We start from the raw sequence: 23,530 nt of genomic DNA on the forward strand, positions 1-23,530 counted from the left end.
ATAATCGGCAATACTTTGCAGATCGCGATAGTGCTTATCGATGGTGGTATTTTTTTTTTTTTTCAAGCAGAAGACGGCATACGAGGTGAGCGCTAGTCTCGTGGGCTCGGAGATGTGTATAAAAGACAGGGAGGGTGGTGCCGCGGCGCAGCCGGCCGGACCGCACGCCGTCGCGGACCGCGGCCGCGAGCTGCCGGTGCAGCGGCTCGGCGCCGGCTCGGTCCAGCGTGACGAGCAGGCTCGCGCCGCCCGGATTGGTCTGGTATCCGGCCATGCCATTGGACCTTATCGTGGGGACCGATCGCTGCGAGGCTCTACGCCATGACGACGACAGCGCTCCTGCGGGAACGGCTCGGCGACCGCCTGGTCCAGCCGGGCGACGAGCACTACGACCGCCTCCGGGCGGTCTGGAACGCCATGGTCGACCGGCGGCCGCGGCTGATCGCCCGCTGCGCCAGTGCCGAGGACGTGGCCGACGCCGTGCGCACCGGCCGCGAGCTGGGCCTGGAGATCGCGGTCCGCTGCGGCGGGCACAGCGTGCTGGGCCTCTCGGTGCCCGAGGACGGCCTGATGATCGATCTGACGCCGATGGGCGGCGTCACGGTCGATCCGGTCAGCCGGACCGCCCGGGTGCAGGGCGGCGCGCTGCTCGGCGCGCTCGACGTCGCGGCCCAGCAGCACGGTCTGGCCACCACTGCCGGCAACGTGTCGCACACCGGCGCCGGAGGGCTCACCCTCGGCGGCGGTATGGGCTGGCTGGCCCGGCAGTACGGTTTGAGCTGCGACAACGTCCTCTCCTACGAGCTGGTGACGGCGGACGGCGAGCGGGTGCGGGCCAGCCGCGACGAGCACCCGGAGCTGTTCTGGGCGCTGCGGGGCGGCGGCGGCAACTTCGGCGTCGTCACCGAGTTCGAGTTCCAGTTGCACGAGACCGGCACCCGGGCCTACGTCGCCGAGCTGACCTACCCGCTGGAGCAGGCCGCCGCGGTGCTGCGCGGCTGGCGCGACCTGAGCGCCGAGGCGCCCCGTCAGGCCACCTTCGCCGCGTCGATGGGCCGCGGCCTGGTCACCGCCGGGTACGTGTGGGCCGGCCCGACGGAGCACGCGGCGGACCTGCTGCCGGAGCTGCGTGCCCTCGGCGTGCCCGTGACGGAGAACGTCGGCGAGCTGTCCTACGTCGAGCTGCAGACCCGTGAGGACTCGCCGGAGGGGCACGCCTACCGTCGCTACTGGAAGGGCCACTACGTGCTCGGCCTGCCCGACGCCGCGATCGACGCGCTGGTAGAGCAGGGCGACGCGGACATGGGCATCAGCCTGCAGGCCTACGGCGGCGCGATCGCCGACGTGCCCGACGACGACTCCGCGTTCAGCCAGCGCGACGCCGCCTTCGAGTACGTCGCGGCCGCCCGCTGGGAGGACGCCGCCGAGGACGCCGACCGGATGGCCGCCGCCCGCCGGACCGCCGCCGCGATCGAGCCGTTCGCCAGCGGCGCGTACGTCAACGCGCTCAGCGACGAGGGCGCCGCCGGCGTGCGCCGCGCCTACCGGCCGGCCAAGCTGGAGCGGCTCACGGCGGTGAAGACGGCCTACGACCCGGAGAACGTCTTCCACCTCAACCACAACATCGCGCCGGCCGCGCGGTCGTGACGGACGGAGGGTTCCCACTGTCCGGGGCCGGTGCCATCATGCCCTGTGCCCAACGACGAGCGGACCCTGGCGCAGTCCGCGTACACCGAGATCCGCGCCATGATCGTCGACGGCGAGCTGCCGCCGGGGACGAAGTTGATCGTGCGGCTGCTGTCGGAGCGGCTGGGCCTCTCGGCCACGCCGATCAAGTCCGCGTTGGCCGCCCTGGAGCGTGACGGCTTCCTGCTGGCGATCCCGCACCGGGGCTTCCACGTGCCGCAGGTCCGGCTGCCGGACCTGCTGGAGATCTACGAACTGCGCGAGATGCTCGACGGCGTCGCGGCGCGGCGGGTGGCCCGTGCGCCGCACCCCGCCGACTTCGTCCGGACCGTGCTCGACCCGCTGCTGACCGAGCAGCGCCGGTACGGCGGCGACGACGACCTCGCCACGTTCCGCGACCTCGACCTCCAGTTCCACCGGGCCATCTGGCAGGCCTCCGGCAACCACCGGCTGGCCCGGGTGGCCGGCAATCTCGGTGGCCAGCTCCGGCTGGCCTGGTCGAGCCGGCCGTCCGGCGGCCTGGCCCGCACGCTGCGCGAGCACGAGGCGATCATGGCGGCGATCGCGGCCGGTGACCCGGTCCGGGCCGAGCGGGCCTCGCGTGCCCACGTCCGCCGCTCGGTCATTGCCTTCGAACGGGCGCTGATCAGGCCGGACGGTGTCCGATGAACAGGTCGCGCGGCGCGTCGTCCGGCCCGTCGCGGCGGGTCAGCACCAGCGGCTCGAACCCGGCGGCGGTGAGCAGCCGGTGCCACACGTCGCGGCTGAACAGCCCGGTCGTGTGGGTCTCGTGCACGACCTCGGTGTTGCCGTCCTTCTCGCGCAGCAGCAGGACGTAGTCCGTCCGCACCCAGGTGTCGTCCGGGTCGGGGTCCCAGGTCCAGCCGAGGAACCGGGCGCCGCGTCCGTCGCCGTCGTCGGAGCCGCCGTGCTCGGTGCTCTCGGCGAACGTCTCGGTGGTGTGGTCCGGGACGAACACCGCGGCGCCGCCGGGCCGGCAGTGCGCGAACGCCGTCGCCACCGTCGCGGCGAGGTCCTCCTCGGTGAGCAGGTAGTCGAGGGCATCGTGGATGAACACCGCGTCGAAATCGCGGCCCAGCCGCAGGTCGCGCATGTCGCCCTCGACGTGCTCGCACTCCGGGTTGAGCCGGCGCGAGACCTCCAGCATCCGCGGCGACAGGTCCACCAGCGTCAGCTCGAACCGGCGCTTCAGGTGGACGGCGTTGTGCCCGCCGCCGCTGCCCAGTTCCAGCACCTCGCGCACGTCGACGTCGGCGGAGTCCAGCGCGCTGGTCGCCACCGCGGCCTCGTCGGCGTATTCCTCGGGCGGGGAGAGCAGCGGCCACCAAGCGGCGAGGTCAGCGTAGAGGCGGTAGTCCTCGGACATGCCCGCATCGTCGCATCAGCCGGCCTCGCCCGCTGCCGGTGGGCGGTTCCGGCGTGGCGCCGGTGGCGGCTCGGGCGGCGCGGCCTCCGGCGGCTGCCCGGCGAGGAACGCCTCGATCTCGGCGATGCCCTCGGCGGCCTCGCGGGCCACCTCGTCGTTGCGCCGGCGGGCCGGCGGTCCCGCCTTCTGCCAGCCCGCGACCAGCGCGGCTCCGCCGAAGAACGCGGCGCCGACGACGGCGAACCCGCAGACCATGAGCCACCCGACGTAGCGCAGCCCGTCGAACATCGCGTGCAGGATATGTGCCGACCCGTAGCTCACGCTGCTCACCTCCGCGTCATTGCGGCTGCGGTACTCACCGTTGTCTTACCCGAAGCCAACGGCTCGTCACCTCCAGGGTACGCCGTTTATATAGCAGGATCACGTCCAAGGCCAGTCTCCTGCGCCACAATCACCGGATGACCGCCGAGCGCTTCATGCCGATCCACGATCCGGAGCTACTGGCGAGGGGTGAACGCGTCTTCGGCGCCGAGTTCGCCGCGATGAGCGAGCGGGTGCTGCGGGCCACCGAGCTGACCTCGCGGCTCAACGTGCTGCCGTTCGACGACGAGGCAGGCCGGGCGGCGCTGTTCGAGCAGATCCTCGGCCGGCCGCTCCCGCCGCGGGTCACCATCTACCCGCCGTTCTACACCGACCACGGCCTGCGCCTGGAGCTGGCCGAGCGGGTCTTCGTCAACCAGGGCTGCACGTTCCTCGACTACGCCGGCATCTCGCTGGGCGAGGGCGTGATGGTCGGGCCGAAGGCCACGTTCATCACGATGGGCCACCCGGTGGACCCCGGCGAGCGCCGCCAGTACCTCACCGGCGCCCCGATCGACGTGGCGCCCAACGTGTGGATCGGAGCCGGCGCGACGATCCTGCCCGGCGTCAGCATCGGCCGCGACGCCGTCATCGCGGCCGGCGCGATCGTGGCCGACGATGTGCCGGCGGCGAGCCTCGTCGCCGGGCCCAAGGGCACCGTGCGCCGGCGCTGGTAGGGCCGTCAGAACAGCTTGTCGACCAGCTCGGTGAGGTGCCGCAGCAGCGGCGCGACCAGGGCCTGCTCGGCGGGGGAGAGGTTCTGCCAGGCGCCGGCCAGGTGACCGGCGACGACGGCTCGCTTGGCGGCGAGCAAGGTGCTGCCCCGCTCGGTCAGCTCCAGCACCCGCCGCCGCCCGTCGCCGTCGACCCGGCTGTACTGGACCAGGCCGTCGCGCACCAGGGCGGCGGCGCTGCGGGTGACGGTCGGCTGGCTCAGGCCGGTCAGGTCGGCGACCGCGCCGACGCCGTCCGCGCCGCACTCCTCGATCGCGTCGAGCAGCACCAGCTGCGGGACGCTGATGTCGTCGAACAGCGGCTGCAGGCGGCCCCGGGTGCGCCGCGACGCGGACAGGAACGCCATCAGCGCGTCGGCGAACTCCAGCGCCTCCGGCGGCGTGCCGGCCGGTTCGCCGGCGCCGACGCTGCGGCCCAGTGCGCCGCTGGTATGGTTCCGCTCGGTCACGTTCCCCCCTCCTGGACGTCCACCGGACCATGAAACCACCAGTGGCGGTCAGTCCTCATCGGACGGGCGGGAATGGATTCGGCGGCGCGCGGGTTACCATCTTGCTGGCCGTAGTTTTGTGTTCGTGTGTCTGCACGCTCGCGAGGACTTGTGTTGCGGGCGCGCTGCTTGTCTTCAGGTTGCTGGAGAAGTTGCGTCGTCGATGACCGGCCAGGGCCTACCGCACGGTGCGGTGCCCAGATCCAGCCCTGTAAGGAGCAGAAATGACTCAGGGAACTGTCAAGTGGTTCAACGCGGAGAAGGGCTTCGGCTTCATCGCTCGCGAGGACGGCCCCGACGTGTTCGTCCACCACTCCGAGATCGACAGCGAGGGCTTCCGCAGCCTCGAGGAGAACCAGCGGGTGGAGTTCGAGCTGGCGCAGGGCCCCAAGGGCCCGCAGGCCACGCGCGTCCGCGCGCTCTGATCCGTTCGCGGGCGACGCCTGCGAATCGCTGAACACCCGAAGGGCCGGCACACCTGTGCCGGCCCTTCGTCGCGTCCTCGACCCAGCGCCGGGCGCGGTCGCCGCTGCTCTACGCTGACCGGAAGCGGTGGGGCGGACGAGTAGCGGTGGCCGGCGGCGGGAGGATCGGTGGTATCTCGGCACACCGACACCGCCGTGCCTCCCGTCGCCTTCGTCGGCCGCGAGCGCGAGCTGTCCGCGCTGACCACTGCTCTGTCCGGACGGCGCGAGCCGGCGTTCGTGCTGGTCGAGGGCGAGGCGGGCATCGGCAAGACCCGCCTGGTACAAGAGGCGCTGAGCGCGCTCGATCCGGCGACGACGCTGGTGGCGGCCTGTCCGCCGCTGGCCGAGCCGTTCCCGCTGGGCCCGCTCGTCGACGCGCTGCATCGGCTGCCGGTCGACGGCCTGGCGCTGAGCCCGCTCGCGGGGGCGCTGCGCCCGCTGTTCCCGGAGTGGGCCGACCACCTGCCGCCGGCGCTGGAGCCGCTGGAGGACCCCAGCTCGACCCGGCACCGGTTGTTCCGCGCATTGGCCGAACTGGTCGAGCGGTCCGGCATCGAGGTACTGGTGCTGGAGGACGCGCACTGGGCCGACGCGGCGACGCTGGAGTTCCTGCCGTTGCTGGTGGGCGCGGCGAAGCACGACCTCAGCCTGGTCGTCACCTACCGCGGCACCGACGTGCCGGCCGCGTCGCCCCTGCTGCGCCTGACCGCGCGCCCGCCCGCCGGGCTGCGCCGGGTCGAGCTGGGGCTGGAGCCGCTGACGGTCGGCGAGGCGACCGCGCTGGTGGCGTCGATGTTCGCCACCGACGACATCTCGGCGGAGTTCGTCGCGTTCCTGCACCGCCGCACCGAGGGCGTGCCGCTGGCGTTGGAGGAGAGCCTGTCGCTGCTGCGCGACCGCGGCGACATCGTGCGGCGCGGCGGCGAGTGGTCGCGCCGTGCGGTCGACGACCTGCAGGTGCCGCCGACCGTGCGTGACTCCGTCCTGGAGCGGGTCGACCGGCTGCCGCCGGCGGCGCGGCGCGTCCTCGAGGCCGCCGCCGTCCTCACCGAGCCGGCCGGCGGCGTGCTGCTGGCGCGGGTCGCGGGGCTGTCCGACGACGACGCGCGGCCGGGGCTGGCCGCGGCCCTGACGTCGGGGCTGCTGCGCGAGGCGGCGCCGGGACGATTCGTCTGCCGGCACGTGCTGGCATCGCGGGCGGTCGAGGAGGCGCTGCCGGTGTCGGAGCGGCGGCTGCTGCACGGCCAAGCCGCCGCGGCGCTGCAGGAGCTACCGACCCCGCCGGTGCTGCGGCTGAGCCGGCACTTCCGTGAGGCCGGCGATGTCGCCGCGTGGAGTAGGCACGCCGAGGCCGCCGCCGACCTCGCGCTGGAGGCAGGTGAGGACCGCGCCGCCGTCGTCCTGCTCAACGACCTGCTCACCGCCGCCGCTCACCCGCCGGACCGGGAGGCCCGGCTGGCGCACAAGCTCGGCCAGGCCGCCACCTGGGGCGTCTCCGCGCTCGGCGAGCTGGCGCTGGTGGTCGCCGCGACGCTGGCCGCCGCGCTGGCCCGGCCGGAGCTGCCGGCCGACCGCCGCGGCGAGATCAGGCTCCTGCTCGGCCGGCTGTGGCTGCAGCTGGGCGACTTCGACACCGGCATCGAGCAGGTCGAGACCGCCGCCGGCGAGCTGGCGAACCGGCCCGAGCTGGCGGTGCGCGCGATGATCTCGCTGTCGCACCCGCGCGGGCAGGTCTGGCCGGTCAGCCGGCACCGCGACTGGCTCGACCGCGCTACAACGCTGTTCCCGCAGGTCCCGGCCGAGGAGCAGACCTGGCTTGCGGTCGACCGCGCCAGCGCGCTGCTGATGATGGGCGACGAGGCCGGCTGGGCCGCGGCCGCAGAGGTCGACGCCGCCGCGGCGGACGGCCTGTTCGAGCGCCGCCAGCTGGGGCGCTGCCGGATGAACGTCGGCCACACGGCCATCGGCTGGGGGCGCGACGCGGTCGCAGGCCGGCAGTTGGACGGCGCCGTCGACCTGCTCGCCGCGACCGGCTACCAGCGGCTGGTGAACTCGGCGCTGATCACTCGGGCCAACCTCGACTGGCACGGCGGCGCGTGGGACGGGCTGGCGGTGCGGGTCACCGAGCTGGCCGGGTCCGCCGACACCCTGCCGGAGGCGCTGCTCGAGGCGCGGATGATCCTCGGCCTGCTGGACCTCGCCGGCGGCCGCCGCGACGACGCCGCCGACCAGTTCCGGGTCGTCGTCGCCGAGGCGGTCCGACGCGGCCTCGTCGACGTGCAGACGGCCCCCGCGGGCGCGCTCGGCCGGCTGTTCCTCGCCGACGACGCCGTCGCCGACGCGCTGCGGGTCACCGAGCCCGCGATGGCGATGGTGGTGCGCAAGGGCATCTGGCTGTGGGCGACCGAGCTGGCGCCCGTGCACGCCGACGCGCTGGTGCGCGCCGGCCGCGGCGACGAGGCGGCAGAGCTGGCCGCGCTGTTCGCCGCCGGGCTCGGCGGCCGCGCGGCGCCGGCCCCGCAGGCGGCGCTGCTGGTCTGCCGGGGGATCGTCGCGGGGCCGGGCGACGAGGCCGCGGCACTGTTCGGCGCGGCGGCCGCGGCGTGGTCCGAGCTGCCCCGTCCCTACCAGGAGCTGCTGGCGCTGGAGCGGCAGGCGCTGGCGTTGCTGCCCGGCCCTGCCGCGCTGGAGCTGCTGGCGACCGTGCAGGTGCGGCTGCGCGACCTCGGCGCCCGGTGGGACGCCGACCGCGTCGCCCAGGTGCTGCGCGGCCACGGTGTCGACGTCGCCCGGGCCTGGCGTGGCGGCCGGCGCGGCTACGGCGACCAGCTGTCGCCACGCGAACTGGAGGTCGCCGGGCTGGTCGCGCAGGGCCTGACGAACCGGCAGGTCGCCGAGGCGCTGTTCCTGTCGCCGCGGACGGTCGACCGGCACCTCAGCTCAGCGATGCGCAAGCTCGGCGTGGCCTCGCGGACGGCGCTCGCGGTCGCCGTCGCGCCGAAAAATGGGTGATTCGCCCACTCGCGAAAGGGTCGTGGCCTGACCGACGGTGACCTCATGCACGTCACCGATCCGCTCGACCCCGACCACGCCGACGAGGCCGGGTCCGCCGAGGACCCCGAGCCCGCCGAAGGGGAACGCTGGGAGCCCCTCTGATACGGCGGCGCCCTCACCACTCGCTATGGGGGAGGGGTGCGGCGCACATAAATGGGTGATTCGCCCAATCGCAACGAACGGCGCGGTACGGAACGGTGGGCACACGGCGATCCCCCGTCGCGGTGACCCTGCCGCCCGCCACCCCCGTCGGGCGGTGGGGCCGCGGCCAGAGGAGACGAGGTCCCATGCCCCGCACGATCCTGTCCCGGCAGCGCGGCCGCGCCCGGCTGCTCGTCCCGGCCGTGGCCACCGCCCTGCTGGTCGGCGCCGGAGCGACGGCGCCCGCCGCCGGCCCCGTGGACGCGGCCGCCGCACCGGTCCCGCCGACGGGATCGGCCGCCGCCGGGCACTCCTACCAGCTGACGCTGCTCACCGGCGACGTCGTGATCCTGCACGTCGCGCCCGATGGCCGCCAGGCCGCCTGGGCCGAGACGACGCCCAGTGGCAACCCGCCCGCGTTCGTGGAGCGCGACGGCCATGTGCTGGCGCTGCCCGACGCGGCGGTGCCGTACGTGGAGTCCGGCGTGCTGGACGAGCGGCTGTTCGACCTCACCTACCTGGCCGAGTCCGGCTACGACGACCTCGCCCGCGCCGACCTGCCGTTGCTGGTGGTCGCGCAGGACGGTCCCGGGATCCGCAGCGTGCCCGAGGCGCCCTCGGGCACCCGGGCCGAACGGTCGCTGCCCAGCATCGGCGCGCTGTCCGTCAGCGCGGCGAAGGACGAGCTGAGCTCGGTCTGGGCCGACGTCCAGGCCGGGGCGATCGGCCGGGTCTGGCTCAACGGCCGGGTCGAGGCGACGTTGGACGAGTCGGTGCCGCAGATCGGCGCGCCGGAGGCGTGGGAGCAGGGCCTCGACGGCGCCGGCAGCACGGTCGCCGTCCTCGACACCGGCTGGGACCCCGCGCACCCCGACCTCGCCGGGCAGGTCGCGGAGGCACGCAACTTCACCGAGGACGCCGACCCCGACGGCCAGGCCGCGGTCGACCGTCAGGGCCACGGCACGCACGTGGCAGCGACGGTCGCCGGGACCGGCGCGGCATCCGGCGGCACGCACCGCGGCGTCGCGCCCGGCGCGGACCTGTTGATCGGCAAGGTGCTCGGCGACGACGGCTCCGGCTACGAGGACTGGATCATCGCCGGCATGGAGTGGGCGGTCGAGCAGGGCGCCGACGTCGTCAGCATGAGCCTGGGCACCGACTGGGCCAGCGACGGCACCGACCCGATGAGCCAGGCCCTGGACCGGCTCAGCGCAGAGTCGGACACGCTGTTCGTCGTCGCGGCCGGCAACACCGGCCCGGGCGAGAGCACCGTCGGCTCGCCGGGCGCCGCGACGTCCGCGCTGACCGTCGGCGCCGTCGACAAGCAGGACCGGCCGGCGGCGTTCTCGTCGCGCGGGCCGCGGCTCGGCGACGGCGCGGTGAAGCCGGAGGTGGTCGCGCCGGGCGTCGGCATCGTCGCGGCCCGGGCCGCCGGCACCGCCCTGGGCAACCTGCTCGACGAGCACTACACCTCGCTGAACGGCACCTCGATGGCGACGCCGCACGTCGCCGGCGCCGCCGCGATCCTGGCCCAGCGGCACCCCGACTGGACCGACGAACAGCTCAAGCAGCGGCTCGTCACGTCGAGCACGCCGCTCGACGAGCCGGTGACGTTCCAGGGCGCCGGGCGGGTCGACGTCGCCGCCGCCGTCGGCGAGACGGTCTCCGTCGACCAGGGCGTGGTCGACTTCGGGCAGCTGGCGATGGACGCGCCCGCCGTCAGCCGCACGCTGACGTACCACAACCCGACCGACCGCCGTGTCACGCTGCGGATCAGCGCCGACGTCACGCGGCCCGGCGACGGCGGCAACACGCCGGCCATGCGGGTGCGCAATCCGGTCCTGAGCATTCCGCCGGGCGGCAGCGCCAGCACCCGTGTCGAGGTGTCCGCCGAGGCGAGCACCGGTGGCAGCTACAGCGGGCGCATCACGGCGCAGGACCCGCGCGACCGCGACGCCGCCGTCCACAGCGTCACGACGTTCACCGTCGAGCGCCCGGTGCACACGGTCACCGTCACCACGGTGGGCCGCGACGGCGCCCCCGCGCGCGGTGAGGTCGACCTCTGGAACATCGAGACCGGCGAGTGGACCCGGGCGTTCGGGTACGACGGCACGACGACGGCCGAGGTCCCCGAGGGCGAGTACACCGTCGTCACCAACGTCGAGACCGCCGGGCGCGACGCCGCCGCCAGCTTCACGCTGGCCGCCGAGCCCGACCTGCGCGTCGACGACGACGTGACGCTGGCCTACGACGCGCGCGACGCCGAGCCCGTCACAGTGTCGACGCCGCGCGAGTCAGACGACTTGGGGTTCGACGCCGTGTGGGAGCGCACGGTCGGCGAGCAGTCGATGCGGATGGTCATCGCGCAGGGCTACGACGGCGCCGACCTCTACACGCTGCCCAGCGACCGGGCGAAGAACGGCACGTTCGAGTTCTCCACGACCTGGCAGCGGGCCCAGCCGCTGCTCGAGGTGCGCGCCGCGGGGGAACGGTTGGCGCCGTCGCCGCGGCTGGCCTCGGCCCCGACGGCGTACGCCGGGCCCGGCGCGCTGCCGCTGGTCGACGTCGGCACTGGCACCGCCGCCGAGTTCGCCGCGGCCGACGTCGCGGGCAAGGCGGTGCTGGTGAGCCGGTACGGCGACTGGGAGGCGCCGGCGGAGCAGCAGCGGCTGGCGACGGAAGCCGGTGCCGCGCTGCTGCTCATGGCCAACGACGCCGACGAGGAGTGGTCGCAGTCGTACTGGCGCGCCACGCTGCCCACCTACACCGTCGATCGTGCCTTCGGCGAGGACCTGCGCGCCGCGCTGGCGGCCGACCCCGGCCTGGAGCTGGACCTCACCAGCCGGCGCGACTCGGAGTACAGCTACCAGCTCGCGTTCACCGAGGACCGGCTGCCCGGCGGCGTCACGTACGAGGCCGACCACGACGAGCTGGCCGTCGTCGAGTCCGACTACCGGCAGGCGTCGGAGCGGATGGGCCGGCGCGAGTCGTGGATCCCGTTCACCGGCACGTCCAGCCTCGGGTCCAGCCAGTCCATCTCGCGCAACGGGCCGGTGCACCGCACCGAGTACCTCAGCGCCGACGGCGTCGAGTGGCAGCGGTTCGCCCAGCCGCACCCGGAGTTCGCCAACATGTACTGGACGTGGTCCGGCATCGAGCTGTACGCCGCGGGCAGCAGCGCCGAGCAGGTGTGGTGGGGCCCGCTGGTCGCGCCCGGCATGCCGGCGCTGGACGGGTCCGAGGAGTACGGCCTGCCGGCGGCGCGGTTCCGCGACGCGATCCGGGTCTCGCTGCCGCAATATCTCTACGGCCCGTCGACCTACGGGTTCAACCAGCAGCAGCTGGGCGACTCGACGGAGCTGGTGCTGAGCCGCGACGGCGTCGAGGTCGGCCGGACGTCGTGGCCGGAGGCGCAGTTCACCGTGCCGGGAGCGGCGGCGGACTTCGAGCTGTCCATGTCGACGACGGCCGGGCGGGGCAACTTCTCCGACCTGTGGACGCACACGGCGACGACGTGGGGCTTCCGGTCCGCGCGGCCTGCGGCCGGCCGCGAGGTGCTGCCGCTGATCCAGCTGACCTACGGGCTGGACGCCGGGCTGTACAACGAGGTCCCGGCCGGCGCGGCGTACCCGCTGGAGCTGCGCCCGTCCTACCCGGCGGGCGTCGAGGGCCCTGGCGGGTTCACCGCCACCGCCGAGGTGTCCTTCGACGACGGCGCCAGCTGGCAGCCCGCGCCCGTGACGCCGTCGGGTTCGGGCGTGCTGGTGGCGACCGTCCCGGCCGCCGGCGACGGGTTCGCGTCGCTGCGGGTGACGGTCGCCGACGCCGCCGGGAACACCGTCAGGCAGGAGATCGACCGCGCCTGGCGGGTGGGCGCCCCCTGATCGTGCCCGGCGACGGGACGTTGTCCTCCTAGAACCCCGTCGCCGGGCACACTCACGCCGGTTCGGCACGTGGGGCGCCGGCCTCGATGACGAAGGACGCGTCCGTGCGGGCCGGCGCGTCCTGGGTCGACACGCGGTCGAGCACCCGGAAGTCCGCCCGCAGCGTCGTGGCGTCGGCTCGGCAGGACACGTAGCCGCGGCGGTTGCTGTTGTAGCGCAGGTGCGGGTTCTCCGGCCGCAGCCGCTCGTAGGCCGCGGACCGGTCGGAGCCGTCGCCGCCGGACGCGATCGACGTGCACACCAGCTCCGTCCCGAGCACCGGCGACGTCTCGTCCTCGAAGTCGCGGCGCAGGTCGGCGAGGTAGTGGTTGTGCACGTCGCCGGTCAGCACGGCGAGGTTCCCGACGCCGCGCTCGGCGACGAACCCGAGCAGCCGGTCCCGCGACGCCCGGTACCCGTCCCAGCCGTCGCCGTTGCCACCGTCGCGCGGGCCGGGCTCGCCGTCGGTGCTGGCGAGGAAGACCTGCTGGGGCAGCACGTTCCACGTCGCCGTCGACGCCGCCAGCCGGTCCTCCAGCCAGCGCGCCTGGGTCTCGCCCAGCAGCGTCGCGTCCGGGTCGTGCTCCTCGCCGCAGCCGGCCACCGGGCCGGGATCGCCGCATGGCTGGTCGGTCCGGTACTGCCGGGTGTCCAGCACGCTGAACGAGGCGACGTCACCATAGGTGAAGCCGCGGTAGAGCTGCAGGTTCGGCCCCACCGCGCGGTTCTCCGGCCGCAGCGGCAGGTGCTCCCAGTAGGCCTGGTAGGCCGCGGCCCGGCGGGCCAGGAAGCTGGCCTCGTCGTCGTTGCCCTGGGCCGGGTCGGCGAACTCGGGGATCTGCGCGGCGTAGTTGTTGTCGACCTCGTGGTCGTCCCAGGTGACGATCCACGGCGCGGCGGCGTGCGCGAGTTGCAGGTCCGGGTCGGTGCGGTACTGCGCGTAGCGGCGCCGGTAGTCCTCCAGCGTGACCAACTCGCCGCCGACGTGGGTGCGGACGTTGCCGTCCGGCGCCTCGTAGACGCCGCCGCCGAACTCGTAGACGTAGTCGCCCAGGTGGAAGACGACGTCCGGGTCCTCTTCGGCCAGCCGCCGGTACGCGGTGAACCAGCCGTGCTCGTACTGCGCGCACGAGGCGAACGCGAAGCTCACCGGCGTCACGCTGCCGCGGGCCGGCGCCGTCCTCGTCCGGCCCGGTGGTGAGAGCTCGCCGAGCGCGCGGAAGCGGTACCAGTACCACGTGTGCGGGTCCAGCCCTCTGACGTCGACGTGGACGGTGTGCGCCTCGGCCGGGTGGGCCGTCGTCGTGCCGCGGCGGACCGGGCGCCGGAAGTCCTCGGTCGCCGACACCTCCCACTGCACCGTCACGGCGACGTCGCCCATGCCGCCGCCGGGCTCGAGCGGCTCCGGCGCCAGCCGGGTCCAGATCACGACGGCGTCCGGCAGCGGATCCCCCGACGCGACGCCGAGCGTGAACGGATACGTGCTCGCGGCGGCCCGCGGCCGCCACAGCCTCGTCGCCGCCGGCGGGAGGAAGGCCAGCCCGGCGGCGGCCCCTGTCGTCGCGAGGAAATGACGTCGGCTCAGCGAGGGACGTACGGTCACGGCGGCACCTCTCGGGTGGTCGTGACTCGATGTCACCAGCGCAGCGGTGAACGGCGGAACCGCTCGCGCGTGACCGCCCCGTGACGCTCAGGCGACGCGCCGGGCCGGCGTCAGTCGGTGGTGACGCGCAGGCTCAGCTCCATCCGGCCGTCCTCGACCTGCGCCGACATTCCGATCGCCTGCAGCGCCCGGATCGACTCGGTCTGGGCGTCGGTGAGGTCGCCGGCGGCGTCGAGGAGGTGCTGCTCGACGCTGTCGACGTTGACGTACAGGACGGAGTCGGCCTCGTCGGCGCCGCTGACGGCGGTCCGGTAGGCGTCGCTGTCGCCGAGGCCGCCGCCGTCGAGCAGGCGGGCCGCGTAGTCCTCGGACGTGGCCAGCACGTAGCCGTCGTCGGTCGTCTCCAGCGGCAGGCCGTCCAGCGACGTGCCGGCGTCGGCGGCCAGCGACTGGATCCGCTCCCACAGGTCGGTGAACGCGCCGGGGTCGGTGACCACGCGGGCGCCGGCCTCGATGCCGAAGAACCCGTCCGGGTCCGCGGGGTCCAGACCGCTCGCGTCGGCGGCGATCATGAGGTCCTCGCCGAACACGGTGGCGAGGTCGTCGGGCAGCGTCAGCCCGAGCTCCGCCTCCAGCGAGGCCACCATCTGGTCACCGTCCGGGATCGACTCCAGCGTGGCCGCCCAGTTGTCGCGCAGATACTGGCCGGCATCGCGGGCGCCGAGGAAGAACGTCGTGTCCTCGGGCACGTCCGCCGACACGCCGCCGCCGGAGAGCGCCTGGTAGGAGCTGCCGGTGACGACGCCGGCCAGCTCGGCGTAGCGGTCGTCGAAGCGGACGGAGAGCGCGACGCTTCGGTACGTCTCGTCGATCAGCTCGCGCGCCTCCTCCAGCGACGGCAGGTCGTTGCCGGACGCGCCCGCGCCGATGCCGAACGAGCCGGCCGAGCCGTCGAACGTGTCGAACACGGCGCCGCCGGCCAGCCAGGCCGACGCGATGCCCTGCTCGCCGAGGTGGTCCATCGCGGCGACGAACTCCGGGTTGTCGGCCAGCGACGACTCGGCCGCGGCGTCGGCGTACGCGTCGGCGTCGTCCTGCGACTCGGTGAGCAGCAGGTAGCCGTCGACGTAGGCCCGGCCCAGGCCCTCCTCCGCGCCGGACCCGCCGCAGCCGAGGATGCGGTCGATCGCCGCGGTGGCGGCGTCCTCGTCGCCGGTCTGCAGCGCGACGACGTAGCCGGGCTCGCCGCCCTCGTCGGCCGGCGGGGTCATGGCGGCGCCGATGCGCTCGCCGGCCCACGGCTCGACGTCGGTGGCGAAGTCGATGTCGCAGCCCGTGGCCGACGCGAGCTCCTCGACGAACCGCTCGCGCAGGTCGACGTCCTCGTCGGTGATGCCGGTGGCCTCGGTGAACAGCGGGAAGTTGCGCAGGAACCGGAACGCCTCGATCTTCTGCCCGGCGGACGGGTCGAGGTCGAGCCGGACGTAGCCGATGGAGTCGGCCGGGAGGACGTCGTGTGGCTGCGGCCCGCCGCCGTCGAGCGCCTGCCACGCGAACACGCCGGCCGGCACGATGAGCAGGACGGCCGCGGCGATCCCGCCGGCGAGCAGCCCGCGGCGCTTACGCGGCACGACCGCCGGCTCCGCCTCCGCCCCGACGGGGTAGGCCAGCGGCCGCGTGCCCGGATCGGGCTCGGACCCGACCGGCGTGCCGGGCGGCGGTGGCGGCGGCACCGGCGGCACCGGGCCGGGCACCTGCCCGTCGCCTGGACCTGTGGGCGAGCCTGGCTGCTCCATGACGATCTCCGCCTTCCCCCCGTATGTGTGCCGGACGGCCCGGCCGTGCTCAGGCTAGCCGAAGCCCGGAGTGATGAGTTGTGCCAACATGTGCGTCTTACATCCTGATTGCGGTCGCGGCCCGGCACTCGTCCGCACCGTTGGTGACCAGTAGACTTGTGGAACGAATCTGATTCGCCTCGCCGTGGGGCGTTGGAGGAGAACGATGCAGGGAAACAACCCGATCTTCAGCCGGGCTGAGGGCTTCAACGGGCGGCACGCGACCTATGACGCGGCCGCGCCGAGCGCTGAAGAACTGCAGAACATGTACGCCGCTCCGTCGGCGACGCCCGTGCAGACCGGGCGGATGACGTACGACGACGTCGTCATGAAGACCGGCATCACCTTCGCGGTGCTGCTCGCCGGCGCGGTCGTCGGCTGGCTGAACCCGGGCCTCGCCTTCGTCGGCCTCATCGTCGGCCTGGTGCTCGGCCTGGTCAATGCGTTCAAGCGCGAGCCGTCGCCGGTCCTGATCCTGCTCTACGCCGGCTTCGAGGGCCTGTTCGTCGGCGGCATCAGCAACGTCTTCGAGAACTACGCGGTCAACGGCGAGCCGCTCAACGGCATCGTCGCGCAGGCCGTGCTCGGCACGCTCGGCGTGTTCGCCGCGACGCTGCTGGTCTACCGCAGCGGCAAGGTGCGGGTGACGCCGAAGTTCCGCCGCGGCGTCATGATCGCGCTGATCGGCTATGCGATCTTCAGCCTGGTCAACCTGCTGTTCATGTGGTTCGGCGGGTCGGACAGCACGTTCGGCTTCCGCGACGGCTGGCTCGGCGTCGTGATCGGCCTGTTCGCCGTCGGCCTGGCGTCGTTCTGCCTGATCCTCGACTTCGACTTCATCGACCAGGGGGTCAAGCAGGGCCTGCCGGCCAAGTTCGCCTGGACCGCCGCGTTCGGCCTCACCGTCACGCTGGTCTGGCTGTACCTGGAGATCCTGCGGCTGCTCGCCATCCTCAGGGGTGAATGAGCGTTGACGCACGACGGCCCGCCCCGTGGTTCACGGGGCGGGCCGTTCGTCGTTCTGGGGCGGCGCGCGTCAGCCGAAGTTGCGGGCGGCGCGGCGCAGGTCGGCCTCGTGCACGATGGCCGTCGCGTGGCCGTGCGCCAGGCCGTGCTCGTCGCGCAGCCATCTCACCCGGTCGTCGAACCTCAGGAAGGACGGTCCGGCCTCCAGGGCCGCGAACCACTCCGGGAGTTCTCGCCCGGTGACGCCTGGAACGCGGGCGAGAAGATTGCGATGGGTCTCGTCGGAGTGATTCAGGCTCATGGCTGCCTCCGAGGCTGTCGAGGTCTCCGTACATCGACTGTGCCGCAGGACTCCGAGTGTTACAACCCCTTCGTCAAGACCATCTCCGGATCGGCCCGGATCGACGGGGTCAGCTCAGCCGCTCCAGCACGATCGCCATCCCCTGACCGCCGCCGACGCACATCGTCTCCAGCCCGATCGACGCGTCGCGCGAGCGCAGCCCGTTGACCAGTGTCGTCATGATGCGCGCCCCGGTGGACCCGAACGGGTGGCCGAGCGCGACGGCGCCGCCGTGCACGTTCAGCTTGTCGTAATCGATGCCCAGCTGCCGTGCGCTCGGCACGACCTGGGCGGCGAACGCCTCGTTGATCTCGACCAGGTCGACGTCGTCCATCGTCAGGCCCGCCCGGGCCAGCGCCCGGCGCGACGCCTCGACCGGGCCGAGGCCCATGATCTCCGGCGACAGCGCCGACGCCGCGGTCGCGACGATCCGGGCCAGCGGCGTCAGCCCCAGCTCACGGGCCCGGACGTCGGACATGATCACGACCGCCGCGGCGCCGTCGTTGAGCGGCGTGCAGTTGCCCGCCGTCACCGTGCCGTCGGGCCGGAACACCGGCTGCAGCGCGGCCAGCTTCTCCAGCGTCGTGCCCGGCCGCGGGCTGTCGTCGGTGTCGACGACCTGGCCGTCGGGCCGGGTGATCGGCACGATCTCGCGGGCGAAGAAGCCGTCCTTGATCGCCTGCTCGGCCCGCGACTGGGACAGGACGGCGAACTCGTCCTGGTCCGCGCGGGTCACCCCGCACAGCGTCGCGACGTTCTCCGCCGTCTGGCCCATCTGGATGTAGATGTCAGGCAGCGACCCGTCGGCGCGCGGGTCGTGCCAGGTCTCGTTCGTCTCGGCGTACCGGACGGTGCGCGCCTGCGCGTCGGCGAAGATCGGGTTCTGCGTCTCGACGGGATCGACGCCGGCGCCGCCGAAGCCGACGTAGCGCGAGACGCACTCGACGCCGGCGGAGACGAACACGTCGCCCTCTCCGGCCTTGATCGCGTGGAAGGCCATCCGCGCCGTCTGCACCGACGAGGCGCAGAACCGGTTGATGGTCGCCGCCGGCAGCCCGTCGAGCCCCAGCTGGACGGCGATCCGCCGGGCGACGTTGCCGCCCTGCTCGTCGCGCGGCTCCGCGCACCCGACGTAGAGGTCGTCGATCGTCGTGGGGTCCAGCGCCGGGATCTGGTCCAGCGCCGCCCGGATCGTCGTGGTGGCGAGGTCGTCCGGCCGCACGTCGACCAGCGAGCCCTTGTACGCCCGCCCGATCGGCGACCGTGCGGTGGCGACGATGACTGCCTCGGGCATGGCGGGCTCCTTCGACCGTGGGTTACTGGCTGGTAACCCCAGCGTACGTCACACGCGCTCGGGCGCGTCCGGCAGTGGCCGCCGGCGGCGGTTGCGCAGCTGGGCCCAGGGACCGCGCGGCCCGCCCGCCCGTCCGCCGACCGTCGTCGCGGCGACCTCGGTCCCCGCGTGGTCGGCGGCCGCGACCGCGGCGATGGCGACCGGCAGCACGCTGTCGCCGCGGTCCTGCTCGAACAGCTCGTCGCCCGGCGCCCACAGCCCGGCCGCGCCGACCAGCGACGGCAGGATCGCGGCGGCCGCGTGCGCGTAGCCGGCCGACGACGGGTGGAACTGGTCCTCGCTGAACAGCTCGCCCGGCGCCGCCTCGAACTCCGGCCCGAGGATCGAGCCCAGCGACACCGTCCGCCCGCCGGCCGCGACGACGGCGAGCGTCTGCGCGGCGGCCAGCTGCCGGCTCGCCCGCCGCGCCAGCCAGCGCAGCGGCGGCCGGATCGGCCGGATCGTTCCGAGGTCGGGGCAGGTGCCGACGACGACCTGGCAGCCGGCCGCGCGCAGCCGCCGCACCGCCTCGTCCAGTAGCCGCACCGAGTCGGTGAGCTTCACCTGGTGGGTGATGTCGTTGCCGCCGACGATCAGCAGCGCGACGTCGGGCGCCGTGTCCGTCGCCCGGTCGAGCTGGCCGGCGAGGTCCGCGGTCTCCGCGCCCACCTGCGCGACGGTGGTCAGGATCACCGGGCGGTGCGCCACCTCGGCCAGCCCGGCGGCGAGCAGCGCGCCCGGCGTCTCCTCTGGCGTCTCGACGCCGTAGCCCGCCGCCGCGGAGTCGCCCGCGACGACGAACGAGATCGGCGGGCCGTCGCCGGCGCCGTACACGCCGTCGGGGTCGGGCGGGCCGCCGAGCGGGCGCGCGCCGATGGTGCGCCGGGCCAGCTTCGCCTGCGCCCGCAGCACCGCGTAGCCGGCCGCGCCCAGCAGACTGAGGCCGCCACCCCCGTACGCGAGACGACGTGCCGTGCGAGCGCTGAGGATGCCGGCCACCGTTCGACTCTAGCGAACCGGACCCTCGGCTAAGGTCGGCAGCGTGGAGTACTACGAGAACGTCGTCGACCTCATCGGCGACACCCCGCTGGTGCGGCTGGGCACCGTCGCGGCCGGCCTGCCGGCCACCGTCCTCGCGAAGGTCGAGTACCTGAACCCGGGCGGCTCGGTGAAGGACCGCATCGCGTCCCGGATGATCGAGGACGCCGAGAAGGCCGGCCTGATCGGGCCGGGCGGCACCATCGTGGAGCCGACGAGCGGCAACACCGGCGTTGGGCTGGCGCTGGTCGCGCAGCGCAAGGGCTACCGCTGCATCTTCGTCTGCCCCGACAAGGTCAGCGAGGACAAGCGCAACGTGCTCAAGGCCTACGGCGCCGAGGTCGTCGTCTGCCCGACGGCGGTCGCGCCGGAGGACCCGGACTCCTACTACTCCGTGTCCGACCGGCTGGTCCGCGAGACCCCCGGCGCCTGGAAGCCAGACCAGTACTCCAACCCGGCCAACCCGCGCTCGCACTACGAGACCACCGGCCCGGAGCTGTGGAAGCAGACCGACGGCCGGATCACCCACTTCGTCGCCGGCGTCGGCACCGGCGGCACCATCACCGGCGTCGGCCGCTACCTCAAGGAGGTGTCCGGCGGCCGGGTGAAGATCATCGGCGCCGACCCCGAGGGCTCGGTGTACTCCGGCGGCACCGGCCGGCCGTACCTCGTCGAGGGCGTCGGCGAGGACTTCTGGCCCACCACCTACGACACCGAGGTCTGCGACGAGATCATCGCGGCGTCCGACAAGGACTCCTTCGAGATGACCCGCCGGCTGGCCCGCGAGGAGGGCCTGCTGGTCGGCGGCTCGTGCGGGCTGGCCGTCGTGGCGGCGCTGCGGGTGGCCGAGCAGGCCGGGCCCGACGACGTCGTGGTCGTGCTGCTGCCCGACGGCGGCCGCGGCTACCTCTCCAAGGTCTTCGACGACGGCTGGATGACGTCCTACGGCTTCCTGCCGCCGGTCGAGGGCGTCACGGTCGGCGACGTCCTGCGCGGCAAGTCCGGCGAGATGCCGGCACTCGTCCACACGCACCCCACCGAGAGCGTCGCCGACGCCGTCCACATCCTGCGCGAGTACAACGTGTCGCAGATGCCGGTCGTGCGGGCCGAGCCGCCGGTGATGGCCGCGGAGGTCGCCGGCGCCGTCGTCGAGAAGGACCTGGTCGACGCGCTGTTCACCGGCGCCGCCCACCTGACCGACCGGGTCGAGCAGCACCTGTCCGAGCCGCTGCCGATGGTCGGCGCCGGCGAGGCCGTCGCGGCCGCCGTCGAGGCGCTGCGCTCGGCCGACGCGCTGCTGGTGGTCGACGACGGCAAGCCGGTCGGCGTGCTGACCCGCACCGACCTGCTCGGCTTCGTCGCCACGGCCTGACCCGGGTCAGATCAGGTAGCCGCCGGTCGCCAGCAGGTTCTGGCCGGTGATGAAGCGGGAGTCCGGCCCGGCCAGGAACGCGACGACGTCGGCGATGTCGGCCGGCTGGCCGAGCCGGCGGAGCGCGCTGAACCGCTCGGCCTGTGCCAGCGCCTCCGGCGGGTTGGTGGAGCGCAGCAGGTCGGTGTCGACGGCGCCGGGCGAGACGGCGTTGACCGTGATACCGCGCGGCCCGAGCTCGCGCGCCGCCACCGCCGTGAACCGCTCGAGCGCAGCCTTGCTGGCGGAGTAGAGCGCGCCGCCCGGTCCCGGGATGACGGTGTTCAGCGTGGAGATGCTGACGATGCGGCCGTCGTCGCGCATGGTCCGGCCGGCGTACTGGATGGCGAAGAACGGCGCCTTCGCGTTGATCGTCATGACCCGGTCGAAGTCGGCCTCGGTGACGTCGTCGATGGCGACCGGCTCACTGGCGGCGGCGTTGTTGACGAGGATGTCCAGGCCACCGAGGCGCTGCGTCGCGGTGTCCAGCAGCGCCCGGACGGCGTCGAGGTCGCCCTGGTCGGCCCGGACGGCGTGCGCGTCGCCGCCGGCCGCGCGGACCGTCTCGACGACGTCGCCGGCGGCGGCCTCGTTGCTCTGGTAGCTGAACACGACCGACGCGCCGTCGCGGGCCAGCCGTTCGACGATGGCCCGGCCGATGCCGCGGGAGCCGCCGGTGACCAGCGCGGCCTTGTCCCTCAGTGTCATCAGCCCTCCTCCAGGACCAGCGCGGTGGCGCCGCGGATCTCGATGACGCCGACGGTGGCGCCCTGCTCGAACGTGGACCGGCCGTCGTAGCTGCGCGCCGACCACACCTCGCCGGCCAGCCGGATCATCCCGCTGTGCGCGTCGACCCGCTCCAGCACCACGCCGCTCCGGCCGACCAGCGCCGCCGCGCCGAACGACGACGGCGTCGGCTTGAGCAGCCGCTTCTTCGCGATCGGCCGGACGACGCCGAGCAGCGCCACGGCGACCGCGACCGCCACCAGGAGCTGGACCAGGAACTCCGCGCCCATGCCGGCGGCGACCGCGCCGCTGGCCGCGCCGATGGCCAGCATGAGGAAGAAGAAATCGAGCGTCGTCAGTTCGATCGTGCCCAGCACGAGCGCGGTGGCGGCCCACGCCAGCACCCAGGCATGGTCGCCGAACCAGTCCCACAGAGACTGCATGGCGGCAGTTTATTGATCCTGCCGCATTTGTGGCTATTGGCGAGATGCCGCCGTGTCGCGGCGCAAGTCGCGGACGAATCGGGGCAATGCCCCACGAGCCGCTCCGGCGCCGTGAAATTCCTGGTGAGGCCGGGTGTGGCCGGGGTGGTGGCGGGTGCCGGTTCCGGTACCGTTCCCGGCGGTTCCGGGGCGGGACGAATTCCGGCCGTCCCGGCGTGAACAGTGATCGACGAATGTGAATCCTCGTGCCGAATCGGAGAGAATCCTTGCGTTACCACCTGCGTCACCGTGTCCGCGTCGCCGGCGCGCTGCTGGCCACCGCGCTGGCCGGCGCCGGCCTGCTCGGCAGCGCCGGCGTCGCGTCGTCCGAGGAGACGCCCGCGCCCGACATCACCCTGCTGGACCAGGCCTTCGAGGCGGTCGAGGTGCTGCCCCGCATCGTCGGCGGCGACCCCGCGGCCGAGGGCGACTACCCGTGGATGGTCCGTCTCGACATCGGCGGCGGCCTGTGCGGCGGCGCGCTGTACGAGCCGGACCTGGTGCTGACGGCGGCGCACTGCGTCGCGCCCGGCACCGGCCCGAACACCGATATCACCGCGCTGATCGGCTCGGTGGACCTGGAGAGCGACGACATCGTCGAGGTCCGTGGCGAGTACGTCTGGTCGGCCAACGCCGAGGGAATCGGCGGCGGCTACCCGGACTGGGCGCTGATCCAGCTGGCCGAGCCGGTCGAGGGTGTGCCGACCCTCGACCTCGCCGAGACCGACGAGTACGACGAGGGCATGTTCACCGTCGCGGGCTGGGGCGCCGACGCCGAGGACGGCGAGCAGCAGCAGTACCTGCTCGAGGCCGATGTGCCGTTCGTCCCGGACGACGAGTGCCTCGCCTCCTACCCCGACGACGAGGGCTGGGGCTTCTCCCCGGGCATCGAGCTGTGCGCCGGCTATGCCGAGGGCGGCATCGACAGCTGCCAGGGCGACTCCGGCGGCCCGTTGTTCCGCGACGACGAGAACGGCGAACCGGTCCAGGTCGGCATCGTCAGCTGGGGCAACGGCTGCGCCCGGCCCGACTACCCGGGCATCTACACACAGGTCAGCGCCGTCGCGTCGGCCATCGCCGCCACCGCGGAGACCCGCACCGAGCCCGTCGTCGACACCACGTCGGCCGAGACGACCATCGACACCCCGGTCACCATCGAGCTGGCCGGCAGCGACCCGGAGGGCGACGAGCTGGAGTTCAAGGTCTACGCCCCGGAGTTCGGCGAGCTGACCTACGAGGACGACGCGAGCACGCTCACCTACACGCCGGCGCCGGGCTTCGAGGGCGAGGACACGTTCTACGTCGTCGCCAACGACGGCAAGATCGACTCTGCCGCGGCCGTCGTCACGGTGACCGTCGCGGGCGAGGCGCCGACGCCGACCCCGTCACCCACCGCGGAGCCGACGCCCGAGCCGTCGGCCACCCCGACCGACGAGCCGGGGGAGGAGCTCCCGGACACCGGCGCCGACGCGGGCACGGGCCTGGCGCTGGCGCTGCTGCTGGCCGGCGGCGCCGCGGCCGCGTTCGTCGCCCGTCGGCTGACCCATGCATAGTGG

Annotated in this window: 19 protein-coding genes; 9 read left to right on the forward strand and 10 right to left on the reverse strand. The window is 73.7% G+C overall.

The genetic code is table 11. The annotated features are described in order from the left end of the window. Positions 1–321: 321 nt before the first annotated feature. A complete protein-coding gene (locus C1I92_RS25185) occupies positions 322–1,647 on the forward strand; it encodes an FAD-binding oxidoreductase (RefSeq protein WP_111257395.1) in 1,326 nt (441 codons plus the stop codon). 45 nt (positions 1,648–1,692) lie between these two features. After that, positions 1,693–2,355, forward strand: a complete 663-nt coding sequence (locus tag C1I92_RS25190; protein WP_111257396.1) for a GntR family transcriptional regulator — start codon at positions 1,693–1,695, stop codon at positions 2,353–2,355. On the opposite strand, the gene C1I92_RS25195 is transcribed toward C1I92_RS25190, so the two are convergent. Further along, a complete protein-coding gene (locus C1I92_RS25195; RefSeq protein WP_111257397.1) occupies positions 2,333–3,073 on the reverse strand; it encodes a class I SAM-dependent methyltransferase in 741 nt (246 codons plus the stop codon). The genes C1I92_RS25190 and C1I92_RS25195 overlap by 23 nt on opposite strands. 15 nt (positions 3,074–3,088) lie before the next feature. After that, positions 3,089–3,394: a hypothetical protein gene (locus C1I92_RS25200; RefSeq protein ID WP_146605276.1), complete on the reverse strand. Its 306-nt coding sequence runs from the start codon at positions 3,392–3,394 to the stop codon at positions 3,089–3,091. Positions 3,395–3,549: 155 nt separating this feature from the next. On the opposite strand from C1I92_RS25200, the gene C1I92_RS35490 reads away from it, so the two are divergent. Beyond that, positions 3,550–4,110: a DapH/DapD/GlmU-related protein gene (locus C1I92_RS35490; RefSeq protein WP_111257419.1), complete on the forward strand. Its 561-nt coding sequence runs from the start codon at positions 3,550–3,552 to the stop codon at positions 4,108–4,110. Positions 4,111–4,115: 5 nt separating this feature from the next. Here the strand turns inward: C1I92_RS35490 and C1I92_RS25210 are convergent, their stop codons facing one another. Continuing rightward, positions 4,116–4,616 (reverse strand): MarR family winged helix-turn-helix transcriptional regulator, encoded by a 501-nt coding sequence (locus C1I92_RS25210; protein WP_111257399.1) that lies wholly within the window; start codon positions 4,614–4,616, stop codon positions 4,116–4,118. Positions 4,617–4,879: 263 nt separating this feature from the next. Here C1I92_RS25210 and C1I92_RS25215 point away from each other — a divergent pair, with 263 nt between their 5' ends. The 3 genes from C1I92_RS25215 (at position 4,880) to C1I92_RS25230 (ending at position 12,201) form a co-directional block, all read left to right on the forward strand. Further along, positions 4,880–5,080, forward strand: a complete 201-nt coding sequence (locus tag C1I92_RS25215) for a cold-shock protein (RefSeq protein WP_046768541.1) — start codon at positions 4,880–4,882, stop codon at positions 5,078–5,080. A gap of 195 nt (positions 5,081–5,275) precedes the next feature. Further along, complete coding sequence (locus C1I92_RS25220) at positions 5,276–8,134, forward strand: ATP-binding protein (protein ID WP_158564271.1); 2,859 nt, start codon at positions 5,276–5,278, stop codon at positions 8,132–8,134. Between the two features lie 329 nt (positions 8,135–8,463). Further along, positions 8,464–12,201 carry a S8 family serine peptidase gene (locus tag C1I92_RS25230; protein ID WP_146605277.1) on the forward strand — a complete coding sequence of 1,246 codons (3,738 nt, stop codon included), beginning with the start codon at positions 8,464–8,466 and terminating at the stop codon, positions 12,199–12,201. Between the two features lie 52 nt (positions 12,202–12,253). Here C1I92_RS25230 and C1I92_RS25235 read toward each other — a convergent pair whose 3' ends face one another. Continuing rightward, entirely contained in the window at positions 12,254–13,843 is a 1,590-nt protein-coding gene (locus C1I92_RS25235; protein WP_199521575.1) for an alkaline phosphatase D family protein, read from the reverse strand. Between the two features lie 110 nt (positions 13,844–13,953). Beyond that, a complete protein-coding gene (locus C1I92_RS25240; RefSeq protein ID WP_146605278.1) occupies positions 13,954–15,639 on the reverse strand; it encodes a DUF3352 domain-containing protein in 1,686 nt (561 codons plus the stop codon). Positions 15,640–15,844: 205 nt separating this feature from the next. Here C1I92_RS25240 and C1I92_RS25245 point away from each other — a divergent pair, with 205 nt between their 5' ends. Next, the gene (locus C1I92_RS25245) at positions 15,845–16,645 is read left to right on the forward strand and encodes a Bax inhibitor-1/YccA family protein (protein ID WP_111257405.1); all 801 of its coding nucleotides are present in this window, start codon (positions 15,845–15,847) and stop codon (positions 16,643–16,645) included. A gap of 69 nt (positions 16,646–16,714) precedes the next feature. Here C1I92_RS25245 and C1I92_RS25250 read toward each other — a convergent pair whose 3' ends face one another. The 3 genes from C1I92_RS25250 to C1I92_RS25260 all read right to left on the reverse strand — a co-directional run bounded on the left by C1I92_RS25250 (position 16,715) and on the right by C1I92_RS25260 (position 19,316). Beyond that, positions 16,715–16,945 carry a DUF4287 domain-containing protein gene (locus tag C1I92_RS25250; RefSeq protein ID WP_069115362.1) on the reverse strand — a complete coding sequence of 77 codons (231 nt, stop codon included), beginning with the start codon at positions 16,943–16,945 and terminating at the stop codon, positions 16,715–16,717. Between the two features lie 109 nt (positions 16,946–17,054). Beyond that, positions 17,055–18,278: an acetyl-CoA C-acetyltransferase gene (locus C1I92_RS25255; RefSeq protein WP_111257406.1), complete on the reverse strand. Its 1,224-nt coding sequence runs from the start codon at positions 18,276–18,278 to the stop codon at positions 17,055–17,057. Between the two features lie 48 nt (positions 18,279–18,326). Next, positions 18,327–19,316 (reverse strand): SGNH/GDSL hydrolase family protein, encoded by a 990-nt coding sequence (locus C1I92_RS25260; protein ID WP_199521576.1) that lies wholly within the window; start codon positions 19,314–19,316, stop codon positions 18,327–18,329. Between the two features lie 43 nt (positions 19,317–19,359). Here C1I92_RS25260 and C1I92_RS25265 point away from each other — a divergent pair, with 43 nt between their 5' ends. Continuing rightward, positions 19,360–20,727, forward strand: a complete 1,368-nt coding sequence (locus C1I92_RS25265; protein ID WP_111257407.1) for a cystathionine beta-synthase — start codon at positions 19,360–19,362, stop codon at positions 20,725–20,727. Positions 20,728–20,733: 6 nt separating this feature from the next. On the opposite strand, the gene C1I92_RS25270 is transcribed toward C1I92_RS25265, so the two are convergent. Continuing rightward, a complete protein-coding gene (locus C1I92_RS25270; protein ID WP_111257408.1) occupies positions 20,734–21,474 on the reverse strand; it encodes a glucose 1-dehydrogenase in 741 nt (246 codons plus the stop codon). Then, entirely contained in the window at positions 21,474–21,935 is a 462-nt protein-coding gene (locus tag C1I92_RS25275) for an NfeD family protein (RefSeq protein ID WP_111257409.1), read from the reverse strand. The genes C1I92_RS25270 and C1I92_RS25275 overlap by 1 nt, the downstream gene beginning before the upstream one ends. Before the next feature lie 266 nt (positions 21,936–22,201). Here C1I92_RS25275 and C1I92_RS25280 point away from each other — a divergent pair, with 266 nt between their 5' ends. Beyond that, positions 22,202–23,527, forward strand: a complete 1,326-nt coding sequence (locus C1I92_RS25280; protein ID WP_158564272.1) for a trypsin-like serine protease — start codon at positions 22,202–22,204, stop codon at positions 23,525–23,527. The last annotated feature ends 3 nt before the right edge of the window (positions 23,528–23,530 follow it).

It is taken from the genome of Jiangella anatolica, from assembly GCF_003236295.1.
GTDB classification, from domain to species: domain Bacteria; phylum Actinomycetota; class Actinomycetes; order Jiangellales; family Jiangellaceae; genus Jiangella; species Jiangella anatolica.